This is a genomic window from Flavobacterium zepuense (assembly GCF_007097145.1).
GTDB lineage: Bacteria > Bacteroidota > Bacteroidia > Flavobacteriales > Flavobacteriaceae > Flavobacterium > Flavobacterium zepuense.
Map to the genome: position 1 here is coordinate 1 of NZ_VJVZ01000007.1, position 17,562 is coordinate 17,562.

Below are 17,562 nucleotides of genomic sequence, written 5' to 3' on the forward strand. Positions count from 1 at the left end.
CGATAAAAATGGCGACCTGATAACCGCAGGGCCGCCACGTGCGGATGTGGGTGCTACAAATACAAATGCATTTATAGCAATACTCGAATCACATCAGTAGAAATTTACATAGTTGTACTCGAAATATTTTAAACTTAATAAAGTCTGAGGAGGTATTAAATACTTGTTTATGTAGTATCACTATTAGAAAGGACACATCAATTATAAAATCGATGTGTCCTTGTAAAAGCTTCTGGATTGTATTAGAATTATCACTAACAACGGATAGGTATTGCCCTTTCGGTTAAATAGCTATGGTTTCCATGATCCTGATGTCTCCCCCAATGTGGCTCCGGCAGGAATTGCAGTTTCAGAAAATCCTGTAGGTGGATTTGTAGTGGTCACACTAACTGTGCAATTGTAGTCGTCATTTTTACACGAGTAATTAGCAGGTGGAACGGTCTGTACATAATTATTACCTATGTGGTAATACGTTACTGTAACCAATTTCTTTTTGGAAATATCCTCATTGGTTTTAAAGGCACTAAATCCGATTGCAAGAACCGCAACAAGCAGTCCCAAAGCAAATTTGTAAGAATTTTTCATAAGCGTATGCTATAAATTAGTAAAGTTTTTAGCCGGAATGCTCAACCCTTTGTAATATGTATTACGGCGGCATTAGGCGGGTTATTGGTGGATAAACAGGGTATAGACAGGGTGTGATGGTCTATAGGTTACCGTTACTATCCTGGTTAGTAAGTGAATCAGTAGGAATCCCGCAGTCGGGACTTTTATAAGCAGCAGGAATGTATCTTGCCGTTTTCATCATTGTACGGCATCCTCAGATGCCCAACCGATCAGGCGAACCCCGGTACAACTCATGCACGGGCGCACCTTTAAATCTCTGCTTGCTCCATTTAGTCAGGTGGTATTCTTCACAGTAAGGGCATTGGTATACCCGCCGCTGTGCGGCCTTGCCACGCCTGTGTTTGATGCGAAGCCCTGTGACCTTATCCAATATGTGCCTCCTGAAATAAAAGATCATTTGTTTGGCTTCCCGGAGCGAAGGCAAAGAACTTTTCCCTGTTGCTTCACATAGCGGATACATACCACTGCGTTTTCGATATTAGGTTATTTATTCTAAAGGAAATAATAAGGCTGTTGGTGTTCAGGTTCAATGACTTAAACACTGTCAGTTGTCGTTTCATAAAATTAGAAACGAACTTTATCTTTTGCAAACCAGAAATGCCCAAAATGCAAAATTTTGTCTATGTGCTGCAAAACTTTGTCTATAGCATACCTAATCATGTCATAAACGTACACGATTATGTCTTTATCTAACATAAAAAGATGACTTTTAACAACGTAATTTCTTACATTAAATTTGAAAAAAAACTTGGCAGGTACTTTTGGGCTTTAAGGCGTACTTTTCTTAATGCCGACACAGGTTCTAAATATCAGCAAGGCGCTCACGAAAATCATCGGAATATTTCCTGGTTACTACAAACTCATGCGATAAAGATTCGGGAAAAGCAGCCCGATAAGCAGGTTTGATGATGGGGCTATAGCTATCGCGCTTCTCTACATTGATGTAGCCCTTAAGCATATAAAGGTTAACGAGAAAGGATTGGTTGATCTGGCATATTCCCTGTTTTTTATACTGCCGATTAAGCTGTGCAAGGGAATGATTAGTAGTGTATTCGTTACCGTTTACAGTTCGGACTTTGGTAACCCTCACATCCCTGTAGATCAAAAGCACATCCGTCTTAACATGTAGATGAAGGTGCAACCCGTTATGGTCGATGTTCAATATGTCACTGTTGCTATGATTTGAAGTCTGTTCATGCACGTGTTTTCGAGTCAGCAATCGATAGTGAATGTAGTAATAGGCATTTAGAAGTGCGAGAAGAAAAACTACCCGCAAGAGGTCACTACTTAAAAAACCCGTGTGGACAATATTTTTCCTAAGGACTAGGAAATAGGCCGTGAAAACGATAACATCAATCAGGGCAGGTATAAATATCCCCAGAAATACCTGGTATGTTATCCGTTGCCAAAAGTTCTTACGCCAGTCAAAACGACCATCAAGATAAACCGTCATTTCGTGAATAATTTTTACGATAAGCAATGCGACGCAAAAACTGACGATGAAGGCATACCAAAATAACGGTTTACTTAACGCATGGTGGAGGTCAAATGTACGGCCATAGAATAAAATGAACATGGTAGCGCCAAAAGCGGCAAGGATTCGGAAGCTCCTGTTGTGGTATGATATTGTTTCCATAGATAAACAAGGGTTAAGGTTAAACCAGTGTCTTTTCCATAGCGCTTCAAACTACAAAAAGCGTATTTATATTCTTTGCAGCGAGTGAGTTATTCGATAAAGTGTATTGATTTACCTATGAATTTCAGCAGTGTTGCTTTTTATTAGAGTAGAAGTAGCTTGTTCAATACGCAAGAAGGTTTAGGCGAGTACAAAAAAGTTCAATCGCCGTAAGCTAATTTCGATTCGTCATAATTAATAAGGTAATAGTTTGCCTCATCCTTTCTTATAATTAATTCATGTGCAAAAAGGGCAATTACTTCAAACCTTATTCTTTTCAGATCACAGTATACACACCCATCGGCAAAGTAGAATGAGACGGTCACTGAAGTTCCTACAGGTTTCATCGTCGCTTTATTCAATGGAGCCAGCCGATAGGAGATCTTCTTAATTGGTGCATCGGGTTCGGAGCCAGTATCGGACAGTGTATGGCACCAATAAAGTTCCTAATCATAGGTGCATAGCACTTTACCAGCCATGACCTGCCTTAGGAGATATTCACCCTCTTCCATCCCTGAAAATACATTAAAGTAACAGTTAATGGAAAAAACTTTTTAAAAAAGCGACTTACGCGTCCTTGTAAGTGGTGACGGTGCTATGAGTATCGCAAGGAAAGTAAATATATGGGAGTTTTTTATACCTAAACAAGACCCTAATAATTAGTCTTTGCTTTAGTTTAATCATTTGCTTTTCAGTAATTGCTCCAAGTAATTCACTTTTTCTTTTTCCGATTGGAGCAGGCGCTCGTAAAGCTCCACCACTTTATCTAATGGATTAAAGGTACAATTGTGATTGACGGTTGGCCCATTATGAATGATGGAACCATCATAGTTGTTTTGGGTATTATTAAAAACAGCTTCTTCAGAAAAATTCTTTATGGCCTCGGCGGTAACACCCAATGCATTTGCAACCTCTCTAAGTCTGTCGTCCTCTATTTTTTCACTGTTTTCAATAATAGAAACGGCCTGCTGGCTGATGCCTAATGCAGTGGCAAGCGCTTCCTGTTTCATTCCGCGCAATTCCCTGATATAGCTGATTTTACGGCCTATGTGGTTTCGGGTTGGTGTCTCCATAAGATAAGGGCTTAGGTTGTATTGCTAAATTAATTAGTAAAATACAAGCATTTTTTGGTAAAAAACAAGTGATCTCTTGTAAAATACAAGTGGCTACTTGTATTTTACAAGCAAGTATATTTTGGCATTGCTGGCAATCAGCCTTACTTGCAACTACAATTACCAGTCACATTTTAATCGAACCTATTTAACCTGAAATTTGTGGAAGCCATTTACTATAATACCGATCCCCTTGCCATTGCTGTGAGTAGTGCTTGGTGTCCTGCCCGAAGCCCACCTTTCAAATAGAAAAGACTCAATAAAACAAGATTAATTCCTGTTAACAAAAACATAAAAATACCCATTAATGGGTATATACATCTAAAAATTTGGCACTACTTTTCCTGCGATAAAATCGCCTTTTAACCTCAACCGAAATTAATTCCTTACAGTAGTGGCATGCCAGGCCACCCGGCATACTTATGCCAAGACATTACCAACTTGTCTAATTTCTAAAACACTTCAATTTTATGAGTAAACTTATTTTACTATGGATCATGCTATTCATAGTATCCTTTAAATTAAACGCTCAGGACATCCTTTGGGAAAAGTCCTATGGCGGTAAACATGCAGAATACCTGCTGGATGCTCAGCCAACGGCTGATTATGGTTTTATCCTCGCGGGAAGTTCTCTTTCCAAAAAGTCCGGTAATAAGACCGAAGACAATAACGGCGACCTGGATTACTGGGTCTGGAAAATGAATGAGGCCGGTGATGAAGACTGGCAGAAAACAATAGGCGGTTCAGGCTCAGACCTATTATACAGCATAAGAAACACGCCCGATGGCGGCTTTATTCTGGCAGGGTCATCCGATTCCCAGGCTGGTGTTCAAAAGAAAGATTCCTGTCGGGGCAAAGAAGATTTCTGGATCATTAAGCTCAATGCTAAGGGGGGCAATGAATGGGAACGAACTATAGGTGGCCCTGGCCAGGATATTGTTAAAAGCGTTATCCCGACTAAAGATGGCGGCTACATCATCGGAGGGTCTTCATCATCGGATATTAGCGAAAAAGTTTTAAAGGGATTACCTGATCCTTACGGCAAATGGGAAGAATGCCGAGGCAACCTGGACTATTGGGTTATAAAATTGGACTCTAAAGGTATTGTTAAATGGCAGAGGACTTTAGGTGGCAGGTATGCCGATGTACTGGAAAGCATCGAACAAACAAAAGATGGGGGCTATATCATTGGCGGCCATTCCAATTCGCCTTCCTCAACCGATAAGTCAGAGGAAGGTTATGGCGAGGGCGATTACTGGATTATAAAACTCAATAAAGATGGCGCTACCGAGTGGCAAAAAATCTTAGGCGGTGCTGATGATGACCATTTAAGTAGTATCATCCAAACAAAAAACGGAGGTTACATAATTGGTGGCACCTCTGCATCGGCTACTTCTGGCAATAAAAAAAGGTCAAACAAAAAGGGTATAGACTTTTGGGTGATCAAGCTGGATGAAACCGGCGAAATAATTTGGGAAGAAACTTACAACACCGGCAAGGTGGACATCCTTACTTCGCTCGTTGAAAACGCCGACGGCACGCTGCTTTTAGGGGGCTATGCGCAAAGCGAAGTTATCGGCACCACCAAGTCCGACAAAAAAGAGATTAACGACTATATCGCTATTAAAATATCCCCTGAAGATGGGGAAGAACTTTGGAAAACGGCTGTGGGCAGTAAAGGTGAAGATATCCTAAGAAAACTTATTGAAACCCGAGATGGAGGATATTTGCTTGCAGGAACATCTAAAGGGGAAGTTTCAAGGGACAAAAACACAGGTAAAGGAAGTAACGATTTTTGGGTGGTTAAGTTGAAAGACAAAGACAAGAAAAAAGAAAAGCGCGAAACCCTGCTTGAAGCTATCCCTAACCCTGCAAGGCAATTTACGAATGTCATTGTTGGCTTCGAGTTTACCAGCGGAACACTTTCCTTATTTGACCTCTCAGGAAGACAGCTTCAAAGCTTTCCCGTAAACCAGAGAACCATTCCCTTAGACATGGGCAGTTATCCCGAAGGTATCTACCTGGTAGAAGTAAAGACCGACAAAGGCACCGATTCTGTTAAAGTGATGAAATCCAAGAATTAATTTGATAGCAATGAATACTAATAAAAAATATTTTGCACTGATGCTGGCCTGTTTTTTCACGCTTGCCATTAATATGAAAGTGCGTGCGCAGAATGATGAGTATATCCAGGAGTTTGTTCAGAAAATTATCCCTCCATCCCCAACGGCATTTGAAATATCTACCAGCGGAAATTTGCCTTTAAACGGCAGTTCAGGGGCTTTTAGTTACAGCGTTCCCCTATACACGGTAAAATCAGGAGACATCGTTTTGCCGATTGCGATTAACTATTTTAGCAATGGTGTGCAGGTTGACCAACTTGCCGGGATAGTAGGCACAAACTGGTCTTTATCCTGCGGCGGGTTGATTTCAAGGGTCATGAAAGATTTTCCCGATGAAGCCGGAACAAGATATTATCCCGAGGGTATTGACCCAGGTGATCCTTATCACGAAACGATGTTAAAAAACCTTGCCCGAAGATCATCCTTTGATGGTGAACAGGATTGGTTTTCATTCAATGTGAATGGTATTTCGGGAAGTTTCTATTTTGATGAAAGCCTGACTTTACATTTACTTAGTGATGCCAATGTGAATATAACTTATGAACTTGTCACTACGCCGTATATCCGACTTAAGAAATTTACTTTGCTCGATGATAAAGGATACAAATATATTTTTGGCGATAGTGACACTTATATCGAACGTAACACCGGTCTTTCAGAGTGCTCTACAGAAAATTACACCTATGATTCTTCATGGTTACTAAAGGAAATTATTTCCCCAAAGAACAATTCGGTAACATTTACCTATTCAGATAATACCTTTACCTATAATACAAGTTATTCCAGCAGTACTACCTACAAAGGAATCTGTCCACATCCTGATACTGTGCTAGGGAACCCTCAGGTTACTACCTGTCTAAATGGGAATCAAATGCAATCTAAGGTTATATCCGCTATTAATTTCAAAAACAACAGTGTCGTCTTTGATTACAATTTACAACGACAGGATGGCGGCGGGAAGTCTTTAAAAGAAATTAAAGTATTGGCCGGTACTACATTGATTAAAGATATAGATTTCACATATACCACCCCTGGGCCTTTAACAGTTCCTGGCAATCCCTTTTTGGGAGATGGCACCATTTACTACAGGACATTCCTGAAAGATATTATAATGAAGGGAAATGCCCAGTCAAACGAACCAGAAAAGTATGCATTTGAATATTACAATGAGAGCCTTTTGCCCATCCGCTTAAGTTATTCAAAAGATAAATTTGGCTTTCATAATGGAAGCAACAATACCACTGCATACAGTTCAACCTTACTAACGTCCGAGGTAGGTCAATACCTGAACGCCAATATAGCAACAGCTAACAAAGAAGTGAATCCTAACGTTGTACATTATGGGATGATCAAAAAAATCATATACCCAACTAAGGGATATACTGAAGTTACCTATGAGGCCAATGCAGATACCCGATTAGTTTCAACCACCACTACCACGCCTGTAGTGCTCAATATTAATAAATCATGGTGCAACGGTACGGTAGTCACCCAGTCACACCAATGGGTATCAGACGGAACACCGCTTAAGATCCAGGCTGCTATCAATGCCCAGGGAACGACTTGTACTACGGGATCTTACAATATCAAAGTATTAAAAGACAACGTACAGTTTTTCAATGTTGACTCCCCTTACGGAACTGCTTACACTACAAACACAGCTTTATCATGTACTTCAGGATTTAATAACTATGCTCCGATTTGTACAACAGCCGGGAGTACCTACAAGATCATTCTAACACTTACAACAGGAGCAGCATACGGGCAGATGACCATTGATTTCAGCCAGCCGGTAACAACTACCACCGAGCAGGTATTTTATGCAGGAGGTGCAAGGGTTAAAAGTATAGTCGATATGAGTGAAGGCCAAGCATTTAACAAAAGATCATTTTACTATAACAAGCTATCCGACTACCTGACCTATAGCTCTACAGGATCTAAGAATACGGCTATGCTTCATTTCGTCGAACCTCAATTCTATAAGCCAGTAAGTACGTATACTACCACTTGCAATATAGATATGGGTGGCGGAGCCTATGTGGAAACAGCATTTAATAACGCTTTGAGATTTTCAATAAATTCTGGTCAAACGTATTCATTAACAAGGCAGCCTATTGGATATGCTGCAATAACCGAAGTATTAGAAAAAGATGGATTGAATTACGGAGCAATCGAAAAAGTGTTTATAAATAATCCAGACACGCCGGGACAAACAATTATAGGTTCGGACATTTTTGATTCGCCTGCGTCAAATTATGGGGATTACTCAAAAGATAAGTTAGCAGAGGAGACCGTGTATGATGCGCTTAATGTTATAAAAACAAAGAAAACCTACCATTATACACTGTTGTCTGACAACTTTATTATGAGCACTATAGTTAGAAAAAACTTCGCATCGCCCGGTGAACCTGACTTTGTTGGTGGCGTAGGATATCCCGTCCCTCATTTTAGCAATTTCTCTATATGGATTTACAGGAACCACTACGGTGTTATGAAACTTGACGAGATTACAGAACAAAATTATTTTAACGGCGAAGTGGTTCAAAAAACCTCATCCAAATCTTATAGCGGCCAGCCTTATTACAAGCTATTATCCGAAAGTTCAACAAACTCCGTAGGTCAATCTACGCAAACTACTTATAAATATGCGCAGGATTTAGTTGGGACCGAGCAATCACCCTACATGCAACAATTAGTTACTGCCTACAGGATATCAGAGCCGGTAATCGTCAAAACATACGTTAACGGTTCTAAAATTGCAGAAAAGCACTTCAAGTACGAAAGTTCTGCCAATACCGGAAATCTCCTGTTGCCTATAGAAGTGCATACAAACAAGGGGGTATCTGATATTGCGATAAGTAGCGCGACAGACCGAAAACTATCATTTACAAAATATGATACCAATGGCAATTTGCTGGAATACAAAATGGAAGACGGTGTGCCAGTAAGCATAATTTGGGGCTATAATGCGGAATATCCCATAGCTAAGATCGAAAACGCCTTGTATAGCCAGGCTTCTGCTTATGTTTCCGCACTTCAAACCGCTAGTAACAATGGCACCCTTGCTCCCGCGTCTTTCTCAGGACTACGTAACGCGCTGCCAAATGCAATGGTTAATACTTTTACCTATAAGCCTTTACTGGGCATGGCGAGCCAAACCGATATCAAAGGGGATACAACTACATTCCACTACGATGATAACGGTAACCTGAAATTTGTTAAAGATAAGTACAACAATCTTTTAGCTGAAAGCACCTTTCACTTTAAGCCATAAAACATTACAGATGAAAACATTTATATATTCTTATTTTCTGTTGTTGCTGCCTTTAATATGCTTCGGACAGCTGCCTACTGATCAAAACTACACAAGGTCTTTAATTTATAAGGATTCAACACAGGTTAGCGACGGTTCAAAAGCGAATATCGCAGTGGTATATTTTGATGGCTTAGGACGGGCAAAACAAAAAATTTCCGGAAAGATGAGTTCCACAGGAACTGATTTGATCACATTAATAAAATATGATTCACTGGGCAGGCCTGTTAAAGAGTATTTACCGTATGTCTCTTCGACTACAAATCAGGCATTTGACACCGATGCACTCACGAATGTGCTTGAGTTTTATAACGACCCCGCTTTTGAAGAAACACAAAATCCTTACACCGAAAAGTTTTTTGAAAATTCACCTTTAAACAGGATCAAAAAATTAGCGGCAGCGGGAAACGCATGGAAGGGCAACAATAGCAATGACATCGACCATACCGTGAAATATGCCTATTTAACCAATACGGCTACCGAGTTAAAAAAGATTACGGCTACCGCAGCGTGGAGCAGTACCTACAATTTGTATACAACAACTTTTGTAGCTAATGGCAATTATGCGAAAGGTGAACTCTACAAAACAATAAAACAGGATGAAAACAAGGCCGCTGCTGTTTACACAGGAATATCATCTTCCTCTAATATTGGTACGACGCATGAGTTTAAGGATAAAGATGGGCGGCTTATACTTAAAAGATTCTATGATATACTTGTAGTTGATGGTTCGGCTGAAACAGCAATTTATGAAACATATTACGTATATGACCAGTTTGGAAACCTAACCTATGTACTACCCCCGGCAACAGGTGGTACTTTGGTTGAAGAGTTATGCTACCAGTATAAGTATGACAGTTACAACAGGGTTGTCGAAAAGAAGGTGCCTGGTAAACAATGGGAATTCATTGTTTATGATAAAATGGACAGGATCGTTTCTACGGGTCCGGTATTTACGCCATTTGGAGGGTTAGAAACAGGTTGGTTGGAGACGCGTTATGACAAATTCGGACGTGTAGCCTACACCGGTTATCTTGCAGCAACACCCGTAAGTAGTACAACCCGCAAAGCCAAACAAGCGGTATTATATAGTTACGTTAACAAAACATCAACGCCCACAACGATTGATGGGATTGGAGTACATTATGATGCCTTCCCTACTGGCATAAAGATGCTAAGCGTAAATTATTACGACGATTATACATTTCCCAACGCACCAACATCTTTTCCTAGTATAGAGAGTCAGGCTGTTTTAAACAATAGCACTAGAAAACCTAAGGGGCTTGCAACAGGAAGCTGGGTCCGCACCCTACAAACAGGAACTACTATTGGCGAAGCCAGTTACATTTTGTACGATCTTAAAGGAAGGCCTGTAAGCAGTCGTGTCACCAATTATCTGGGAGGTTATACACAATCTGACAGCAAACTTGATTTCGACGGCACCGTAAGTTATATAATTAAAAAGCATAAACGCCTTAGTACCGATTCGAATGAAATTAAAGTAAATGAAAGATTTAGTTATACCCCACAAGACAGACTGTTAGCACATACGCACAAAATTGGCGAACTCAGTCCACAGTTGATGAGTTATAACACTTATAACGGCATAGGACAGTTAGAAACAAAGAAAACTGGAGGTAACGACTTTAGTGGTCTATCTTCTCTTCAATCGATAGACTATACCTATAACATACGCGGTTGGCTTAAAGGCATCAATAACGTGGGATCATTAGGCAACGATCTCTTTGCTTACAAATTGAACTACAATACAGTAGAAGAGAGCATCAATAACAATGTCCGACCACTCTATAACGGTAATATTTCTGAAACATTTTGGCGTACATCAAATGACAATATAACCAGGAAGTACGGTTATAGCTATGATAATATGAGTCGCCTGACCGCAGCTTACTATCAAAAACCTGGGCAAGCTGTAACCCTTAACAATTCATATAATGAAAAGGTACAGTATGACTTTAACAGCAATATTATTAGCCTTGCCAGAAATGGTGGGCAGGACAATGCTTCCTTGGTTGTAGAAATTGACAATCTTGCCTACACGTACGCTCCTGGAACCAATCAGTTAAAAAAGGTAGTAGATAGTAGCGGTAATCCAAGCGGATTTAAAGACAGTACTGATAATACGGGCGATGATTTTACCTACGATAACAATGGCAACCTGCTTACTGATAAAAATAAAGGCATCACCGGGATTATATACAATCACTTAAATCTGCCCGTACAAATCACGTTCAATAATAATGCGAGTACAAAAATTACCTACCTTTACAGTGCGACAGGCGTTAAGCTCAAAAAGGTTGTCACAAACGGAACAGATACCAGTACCGATTATTTAGGGGGCTACCAGTATAAGAGCGGTAACCTGCAATTCTTTCCAACCGCTGAAGGCTATGTAAAAGCGACCCTCTCAGGCTCGGCCTATAACTATGATTACGTTTTTAGCTTTAAGGATCATTTAGGTAATGTAAGGTTAAATTACACTGCAAACGGTAGTGGTGTAGCCATACTTGACGAGGACAATTATTATCCTTTCGGGGCTAAGCATACGGGCTACAACAGCACGATGTATACGGTAAATAGTGGTATGTTGGTTGGGATTATAAATCCGTTCAACAACTACCAGTATTACAACAAGGAGCTACAGGATGAACATGGATTCAACATGTATGACTTTGGGGCACGTAACTATGACCCTGCGTTAGGAAGGTGGATGAATATCGACCCTTTGGCATCAAAGAGTTTTTCATACAGCCCTTACCAGTATGCGTTTAATAATCCGGTCTATTTTGTTGATATCGATGGCATGGTGGTTCAGGCATCTACTAGATTTCAGGGCCCAGGGGATGACAAGAAAGAAGATCCTGTGGTTTCGGCGGGAGAGCTTAAAGAGGTTGTAATTACTATTGACCGGTCAAAACCAGCAGATGCAAAAGGCTCAATAAGGTTTGGCGACTTTATTCCAGATTTTAATTTAGCACATGCATTTTTTGGAAAGGATCTGTATAAAAGTTATGACAACGTTTTTGCTTCGGAAGATGGGAGAAAGTTCTATCAAAATCTTCATAAGAACGATGAGAAAGAGGCGAGAATATATGCAGAAATAGTAGTTGGGTTTTTAGTTCCGGGCGTTGTTCAAATAGTAGGAGAATTAGGCAGTATTGCATTAGTAGGTGAAGAAATTGCAGTTATAGGGACTGCTGCGGAGGAAGGGATTGTAGCAGCAGTTGAGGCCGAAGAAATGGCTGTAGAAGGCATATATGAATTTACTACGACTACAGGCGAAACCTACGTTGGACAATCACAAAATATAGCACAAAGACTTCAGCAGCACATTGCTAAAGGTAAGCTAGCGCCGGGAACACCTGTAAAAACGACAGAGGTCCTTGGTGGAAAAACTGCTAGAGAAATTGCAGAACAATTAAGAATTAGGGATCTTGGCGGGATAGAAAAACTTGCAAATAAGGTTAACCCTATAGGCAAAGCGCGACAATATTTATTACCAACACCATAATAGTAATATGAACAATATAGAATTTGAATCTGGAACTTATGGCACCAAAGCTGTAATTAGAACGGCTTGGGATGAATCTTTTTTTCAAGTGTTAATGGACAAAAACGTGGTTGAATTAGAGTTAAACGATGGTAAAGGCTGGCGAGGCGATAGCGTGGATTTTTTACGTTCCTTTCCACAATTAAAAGCTTTAACCCTTTTTGACTTTAAAATTAAATCAATTAGTGCGATACATCATTTAAATGAATTAATAGAAATTAAACTTTCAACTTATTCGGATGAACCGGTTGATTTTAGTTTATTTCCCAATCTGCGTGTATGTTCATTTGAATGGATAAAGGGATCTACTTCTCTATTTAATAGTACGGGACTAACAAGCCTTTTCATTAACAGTTTTAATGAAAAAAGCAGCGTTTTGTTTTCTAAACTTATTAATCTTGAACAACTAGCAGTATTGAATGCGCCAGTTGAAAATATTAATGGATTTTTTACGCTAACAAAACTTAAGTATTTGAGAATAGCAAATTTAAAGAAAATCACATCAGTTGAAGGAATTGCACATCTGCAACAGCTGGAAAAATTAGAGATTCATTCATGTAAAGGAATAAATAATGTTTCCGAAATTTTTACGCTTACCAAGCTTAAACATCTTTTCCTTCTTGACATCGGTAATATTGCCAGTATTAAAGGAATAGAACATTTAAGTGATTTGAGAGATTTTATCTTTTATGAGTCAACGAATGTATTAGATGGCGATATATCACCTGTATTAAAGTTAAAAAACCTTACAAAGATATCTTATCAAAACAGGAAGCATTACACCCATAAAAGGGAAGAATTTGGTAAAATGTATTTTCAATAATATAATAACTGGCTGTTTTACTTTCTTTACGATTGAATAGATTCAACTACACCTCGAATTTATGTTAGTTGAACTGGCTGACCCTTAAAAGTTGGCCAGTTTTTTTATGCTTCACCTTAGTGGTATCCCCCTGATCTCATTCATGCCGTTCGTACGGTGTAAATTCCTTGGTAACGGTGCTACAGGTGTATTTAGAATTATTACTCTTTATCAATATACTTCCATACAAACCCATTCCACTGCTTGTAGATTCCCTTGGCAACATCGATAATAGCTTTGTCTGATAGCCGAAGTTCCCTTGATGCCTCTTTAATACTCCTGAATTCTTTGACCAAGTTACCGTCGAGGTCATACTGTGCAACAGGCTTACTCGTCGCATAGCTTTTTTTCCAGCCGGAACGGTCAGCAGTGCTGAGGTGATGGGTCATACGGTTCCTGGCAATGACGCGTTGTTGTTTCTCTTTTTTGGATACCAGCTTCAGGTTTTCAGGACGGTTATTATAGCCGTTTGCATCAACATTAATAACATATAGCCCGGTTAATTTATAATCCAATTTAGGGTCAATAAAGGCTTGGTATATCAGCCTTCGGGTATTAAAATAATTGTATTTGTTCTCCAATAGCAGCGTAACCCTTAGATCAACCATCGGCTCGCCAGTAAGCAAGTTTTTGTTTTTAAAAACCGATTGGCTCAGTACACGCCCCTTTACAAATTGAGTTTTCAGGCGCGGGTGCGGTATTGTCCGGTCAAGCGATTTTATCCTGCCTAAATTGGAAGCCTGGTAATAACCCTCAAATCCTGGTACATCTTTCCATACTTCTCCCGGCAGATCGGCCAGGGATTTATTGCGGTACTCCGTATGTATATCAGGGTCTGACATCAGTTTTTAACCTGCAATTTACGAAATACATGAGTTCAACACCACATTCAGTAACCCTACAAATGCGAAATAGCTATTGGTTATCCTTTTGACCTGATTTGACATAGGCTTTCTCCATCAGTTTTTTTGTCTCTTTGCCGCTATGGTTATATAGATAGTTCCATGATTTGCGTAACCGGTCATTTTCAAGCTGCTTAATGATAACTTGCTTCTGATTATCACTGTGGTGAATGCTCCAATCGTATACCTTGGTGATTAATAGCATTAATGCCAGCCATAAAAGCCAGCGGCTAAAAACAACCTTATAAAACAGCTTGGCATCCTGCTCTGGGAATAGCAACACCTGGAATTTTTTGACGGTACTCTTTGGCTGCTCGCCTACCATTTCTTTTATTTTCATTAATTCTTTTAACAGGATCTGCTGTAGCGGTTTTACATCACCTGTATCCTGTACCGGCATTGGCTTGTCCAGTTCCCGCTTAAGGTCATCCACCTTACTGCCGATGGTGTTAACGGCAGTCACCAGGTCGTTCATGGTTTGGTTGGTGGCTTTCTGTTCCTGGGTGAACTCTTCCAAGACCAGCTCTAAAGTTTCTTTGTCTATCTGTTCATTTTTTCCTGTAGTGTCCATAACGATACGATTTAATATTACCTGCGTACTTTCTGTCCCGGTTTCTTTTTATGTTTTTTCTTGGCCTCCCTAATCAACTCGGGGTCAACAGTATCCGGCGCGTATTCCGGCATCAGTAATTGTGATAGCATACCGGTAAGCTGTTTTTCTATTTCTCCGATGGATTCCCCTATAAAATTATTAGCAGTTAGCGATGCATTTACGCTGGCAGGTGCCATAGACGGCCTGTTACCATCCGTTTGACTTTGCCCTTTAAACCTGTTTACGGCCAACTGCTGCTGGATGCTTAAAGCCTGCTCGATCTTCGCCAGCGAAAAACCGACCTCACTGCCCTTAACCTTTACCTTCTTATCATCAATAAAAGATATGCCCCGGCCTTTAAGTACGGTGTACCCTAAGGCCTGCATCTGCTTTTCAAAGGCAGCGAAACTGGAAACGTTTTCTAAGGACTGCCGGATGTCATCCCGTAACTTCTCCTTGCGTTTGTCGTGGCGGGGCAATGACCTGTCTTTAGGGGATAAAAAAGCACGCGGGCTTAACACCTCCTGCAAGCCGTACTGCTTCTCTAAACGACGGCAAAGATCTGCCATTCGCTTATAGCTGTTGCTATCGCTGGCTACCTTGCCATCCAGTCCTACACGGTTAGCGGCAATATGGATATGCTGCTCTTTGGTATCCTTATGCAGTACGCAGATATACTGGTTATTTGCCACACCAAATTCCCTGGCGCAAGCCTGTCCGATTTCAATAAGCTGCCCTCTGCCCAGCGTCTCGCCGGGAGCCAGCCGCAGGGACAAATGCAGTACCGGTTTTTCAATCCGGCCGCTCAGTTTCTGCACATCACTGAACTGCTCGGTGAGTTCTTTTTTATTGCCGAAACACTGATTATATTCCAGCACCTCGGCACGCCCTGTGTGCTGTAGATCATCCTGCAATGACAGCTCTTGTTTCAGCTGCTCCGACAGCTCTTTTTTATCCTCCAGTACATAACGGATCAGGTGGTAAAAAGAGGCTCCGATGGATACATGGCCGATCATTGCAAATAGCTTTTTATAGTCACCGCGATCTCTTTCACCTGCCCGGATTGCACCTTTAGTGCCGCTCGTTCCAAAGGGCTTAATTCATCATTACTGTTCCGCTTTTTGGCAAGCTGGTTCAGGTTCGCAGCCAGGTGGTTGAGCGTGGCGGTAAAGCCTAAAACCTCTTTGGGTAAAGCCTTGTTTCGCCTGTCAATCTTTCCGGTAAGCCCCATCTCGCGCAGGAACTCTGAAATGGTTAAGCCTACACTTTTTGCTTTGGCCTCGATCACTTTACGCTCGTAAAGTGTGCATTTGATCGCCATAAGCTGGTCTCTCTTAATAGCTTTTGGGGGTCTCCCCCCTTTATTCCTTTGAGTTTCATTCAATCCTTCCATCACTTTCCCTTTCATCTTTTATACTCAGTTTTTCGAATGCGCAGCATGAGAAAAATCCCTCACCGAATGCGATAGCATGAGGTGAGCCAGCGTTTTGGTTTTACCAAAACATAGCTGGCTACTCACTCAAATGTCAAAAAGACCTCCTAATCCTCTGACCTTGCTTTAATTCCGGCTGTTTGCTTTGAAGCCATTCGTTTACATCCTTGAAGCCGCTGTAAAAATCACTGCGGTCTATATACTTATCCTGCTTGCCGGTATTCCATCCTAAAGCTTTCTTCGTCGCTTTGGTGCCAGCACCATCCCTGTCGAGTATCAAATGCACACGCCTATAGCCCTCCATCAGTTCCCTGCTCTTTTCAAAAAAAGAAAGGGAGTTTAACACCAGGCAATTTGTCAGAGGGGATGCTTTGTTGCGGTTGATCGTCTGAAAAGACAGGAAGCTAAAAAAGCCCTCGAAAACAGCAAGGTCATTTGATGGTTTTGCAGCCAATAAAGTGACCGCTTTCGGTGAGCTGCTGCCCTTGAAATTTTCACTTCGGAGTTCATATCCACCGGCACCATTTTGGAAGCCGACGACGGTATGTTTTCTACCGTACAAAAGGAAGTCAACCTCCCGGCAAAAATGGCTCGCAATGTCTATCGGTATGCTCCTTTTTTGGAGGTAATCCAAGAGCTTTTTATCTGCCAATTGACGGGTTTCGACAATGACAATTTTGCTCTCGGCATTCTCTTTTTTACCATCGGCAAATGATCGTTGTGCAGCATTTCGATTGGCTGCTTTCTGTGGCTGGTGAAAAGGAAAAGAAGGGATTGCCTGACCCGCTAATTGTTGCAGAAATTCGTTAGCAGTACACTTAAAATACACCGTGCCGAAATCTATCAGATTGCCGCCTTTTCCCTCCCCGTGGTCGTACCATACATTTAGATTACGGTTAACCTTAAAAGAGGGTGTTTTTTCCTCCCGTAACGGGGAGTGATACCAATAATCGGAACCGTTTATTTTAGTCGGCAGATGTCCTAAAGAGCTTAGGTAGTCCACAAGGTCAAGTTGCTTGGCAGCAACATAAGTTAACTTTTCCATAACCCCTTTTGCCATTTGAATAATAGGAGAACCTTTTGCTTCCTATTATTGATTTCTCGCTAAATACTATCGTTCTATCAAACATGAAGACATTTGAGGTTGACTAAAATTTCCTCGATATTGTCCCAAATGAAGATATATGCAATTTACAAAAAATGTTTATATTAAAAAATAATTATATAAACATTTATCATTAAGCAATTTCTTTTTATATGAGCACATATACGTGATAATTATATGTGTAATTCACCTTCTTGCCTATTCTCAGAATACCTATTAATGGGGATGTTTTATTAAATCATTTATTT

At 40.6% G+C, this 17,562-nt stretch carries 12 protein-coding genes; 4 read left to right on the plus strand and 8 right to left on the minus strand.

From position 1 onward, the window contains the following. Nucleotides 1–291: 291 nt before the first annotated feature. From FMM05_RS11550 to FMM05_RS11560, 3 genes are all read right to left on the minus strand, one after another. Nucleotides 292–585 carry a DUF6520 family protein gene (locus FMM05_RS11550; RefSeq protein WP_143373542.1) on the minus strand — a complete coding sequence of 98 codons (294 nt, stop codon included), beginning with the start codon at nt 583–585 and terminating at the stop codon, nt 292–294. A gap of 844 nt (nt 586–1,429) precedes the next feature. Continuing rightward, nucleotides 1,430–2,263: a LytTR family DNA-binding domain-containing protein gene (locus FMM05_RS11555; RefSeq protein ID WP_143373543.1), complete on the minus strand. Its 834-nt coding sequence runs from the start codon at nt 2,261–2,263 to the stop codon at nt 1,430–1,432. Nucleotides 2,264–2,982: 719 nt separating this feature from the next. Then, nucleotides 2,983–3,375, minus strand: a complete 393-nt coding sequence (locus FMM05_RS11560) for a helix-turn-helix domain-containing protein (RefSeq protein ID WP_143373544.1) — start codon at nt 3,373–3,375, stop codon at nt 2,983–2,985. Between the two features lie 509 nt (nt 3,376–3,884). On the opposite strand from FMM05_RS11560, the gene FMM05_RS11565 reads away from it, so the two are divergent. The 4 genes from FMM05_RS11565 to FMM05_RS11580 are packed head-to-tail and all read left to right on the plus strand — an operon-like array spanning nt 3,885 to nt 13,244. After that, nucleotides 3,885–5,498 carry a T9SS type A sorting domain-containing protein gene (locus FMM05_RS11565; RefSeq protein WP_143373545.1) on the plus strand — a complete coding sequence of 538 codons (1,614 nt, stop codon included), beginning with the start codon at nt 3,885–3,887 and terminating at the stop codon, nt 5,496–5,498. Nucleotides 5,499–5,508: 10 nt separating this feature from the next. Continuing rightward, nucleotides 5,509–8,811, plus strand: coding sequence for a hypothetical protein (locus FMM05_RS11570; RefSeq protein ID WP_185965572.1), 3,303 nt, complete (start codon nt 5,509–5,511; stop codon nt 8,809–8,811). Nucleotides 8,812–8,821: 10 nt separating this feature from the next. After that, nucleotides 8,822–12,382: a DUF6443 domain-containing protein gene (locus FMM05_RS11575; protein ID WP_143373546.1), complete on the plus strand. Its 3,561-nt coding sequence runs from the start codon at nt 8,822–8,824 to the stop codon at nt 12,380–12,382. 7 nt (nt 12,383–12,389) lie between these two features. Beyond that, on the plus strand, nt 12,390–13,244 hold the full coding sequence (locus tag FMM05_RS11580) for a leucine-rich repeat domain-containing protein (protein ID WP_143373547.1): 855 nt from the start codon (nt 12,390–12,392) through the stop codon (nt 13,242–13,244). A 200-nt stretch (nt 13,245–13,444) separates the two neighbouring features. Here the strand turns inward: FMM05_RS11580 and FMM05_RS11585 are convergent, their stop codons facing one another. The 5 genes from FMM05_RS11585 to FMM05_RS11605 form a co-directional block, all read right to left on the minus strand. After that, nucleotides 13,445–14,125, minus strand: a complete 681-nt coding sequence (locus FMM05_RS11585; protein WP_143373548.1) for an NUMOD4 domain-containing protein — start codon at nt 14,123–14,125, stop codon at nt 13,445–13,447. A 73-nt stretch (nt 14,126–14,198) separates the two neighbouring features. After that, nucleotides 14,199–14,756 (minus strand): hypothetical protein, encoded by a 558-nt coding sequence (locus FMM05_RS11590; RefSeq protein ID WP_143373549.1) that lies wholly within the window; start codon nt 14,754–14,756, stop codon nt 14,199–14,201. A 17-nt stretch (nt 14,757–14,773) separates the two neighbouring features. Next, nucleotides 14,774–15,793, minus strand: coding sequence for a relaxase/mobilization nuclease domain-containing protein (locus tag FMM05_RS11595; RefSeq protein WP_143373550.1), 1,020 nt, complete (start codon nt 15,791–15,793; stop codon nt 14,774–14,776). Then, nucleotides 15,790–16,185: a plasmid mobilization protein gene (locus tag FMM05_RS11600; protein ID WP_394345151.1), complete on the minus strand. Its 396-nt coding sequence runs from the start codon at nt 16,183–16,185 to the stop codon at nt 15,790–15,792. The genes FMM05_RS11595 and FMM05_RS11600 overlap by 4 nt, the downstream gene beginning before the upstream one ends. 118 nt (nt 16,186–16,303) lie before the next feature. Beyond that, nucleotides 16,304–17,254: a toprim domain-containing protein gene (locus FMM05_RS11605; RefSeq protein ID WP_143373551.1), complete on the minus strand. Its 951-nt coding sequence runs from the start codon at nt 17,252–17,254 to the stop codon at nt 16,304–16,306. Between the last annotated feature and the right edge of the window lie 308 nt (nt 17,255–17,562).

What these genes read in the sequence shown, in the direction of transcription:
- FMM05_RS11585 (WP_143373548.1), bottom strand. Translation starts at nt 14,125, where the DNA reads ATGTCAGACCCTGATATACATACGGAGTACCGCAATAAATCCCTGGCC.
- FMM05_RS11555 (WP_143373543.1), bottom strand. Translation starts at nt 2,263, where the DNA reads ATGGAAACAATATCATACCACAACAGGAGCTTCCGAATCCTTGCCGCT.
- FMM05_RS11605 (WP_143373551.1), bottom strand. Translation starts at nt 17,254, where the DNA reads ATGGAAAAGTTAACTTATGTTGCTGCCAAGCAACTTGACCTTGTGGAC.
- FMM05_RS11595 (WP_143373550.1), bottom strand. Translation starts at nt 15,793, where the DNA reads ATGATCGGCCATGTATCCATCGGAGCCTCTTTTTACCACCTGATCCGT.
- FMM05_RS11565 (WP_143373545.1), top strand. Translation starts at nt 3,885, where the DNA reads ATGAGTAAACTTATTTTACTATGGATCATGCTATTCATAGTATCCTTT.
- FMM05_RS11575 (WP_143373546.1), top strand. Translation starts at nt 8,822, where the DNA reads ATGAAAACATTTATATATTCTTATTTTCTGTTGTTGCTGCCTTTAATA.
- FMM05_RS11560 (WP_143373544.1), bottom strand. Translation starts at nt 3,375, where the DNA reads ATGGAGACACCAACCCGAAACCACATAGGCCGTAAAATCAGCTATATC.
- FMM05_RS11570 (WP_185965572.1), top strand. Translation starts at nt 5,509, where the DNA reads ATGAATACTAATAAAAAATATTTTGCACTGATGCTGGCCTGTTTTTTC.
- FMM05_RS11600 (WP_394345151.1), bottom strand. Translation starts at nt 16,185, where the DNA reads ATGAAAGGGAAAGTGATGGAAGGATTGAATGAAACTCAAAGGAATAAA.
- FMM05_RS11580 (WP_143373547.1), top strand. Translation starts at nt 12,390, where the DNA reads ATGAACAATATAGAATTTGAATCTGGAACTTATGGCACCAAAGCTGTA.
- FMM05_RS11590 (WP_143373549.1), bottom strand. Translation starts at nt 14,756, where the DNA reads ATGGACACTACAGGAAAAAATGAACAGATAGACAAAGAAACTTTAGAG.
- FMM05_RS11550 (WP_143373542.1), bottom strand. Translation starts at nt 585, where the DNA reads ATGAAAAATTCTTACAAATTTGCTTTGGGACTGCTTGTTGCGGTTCTT.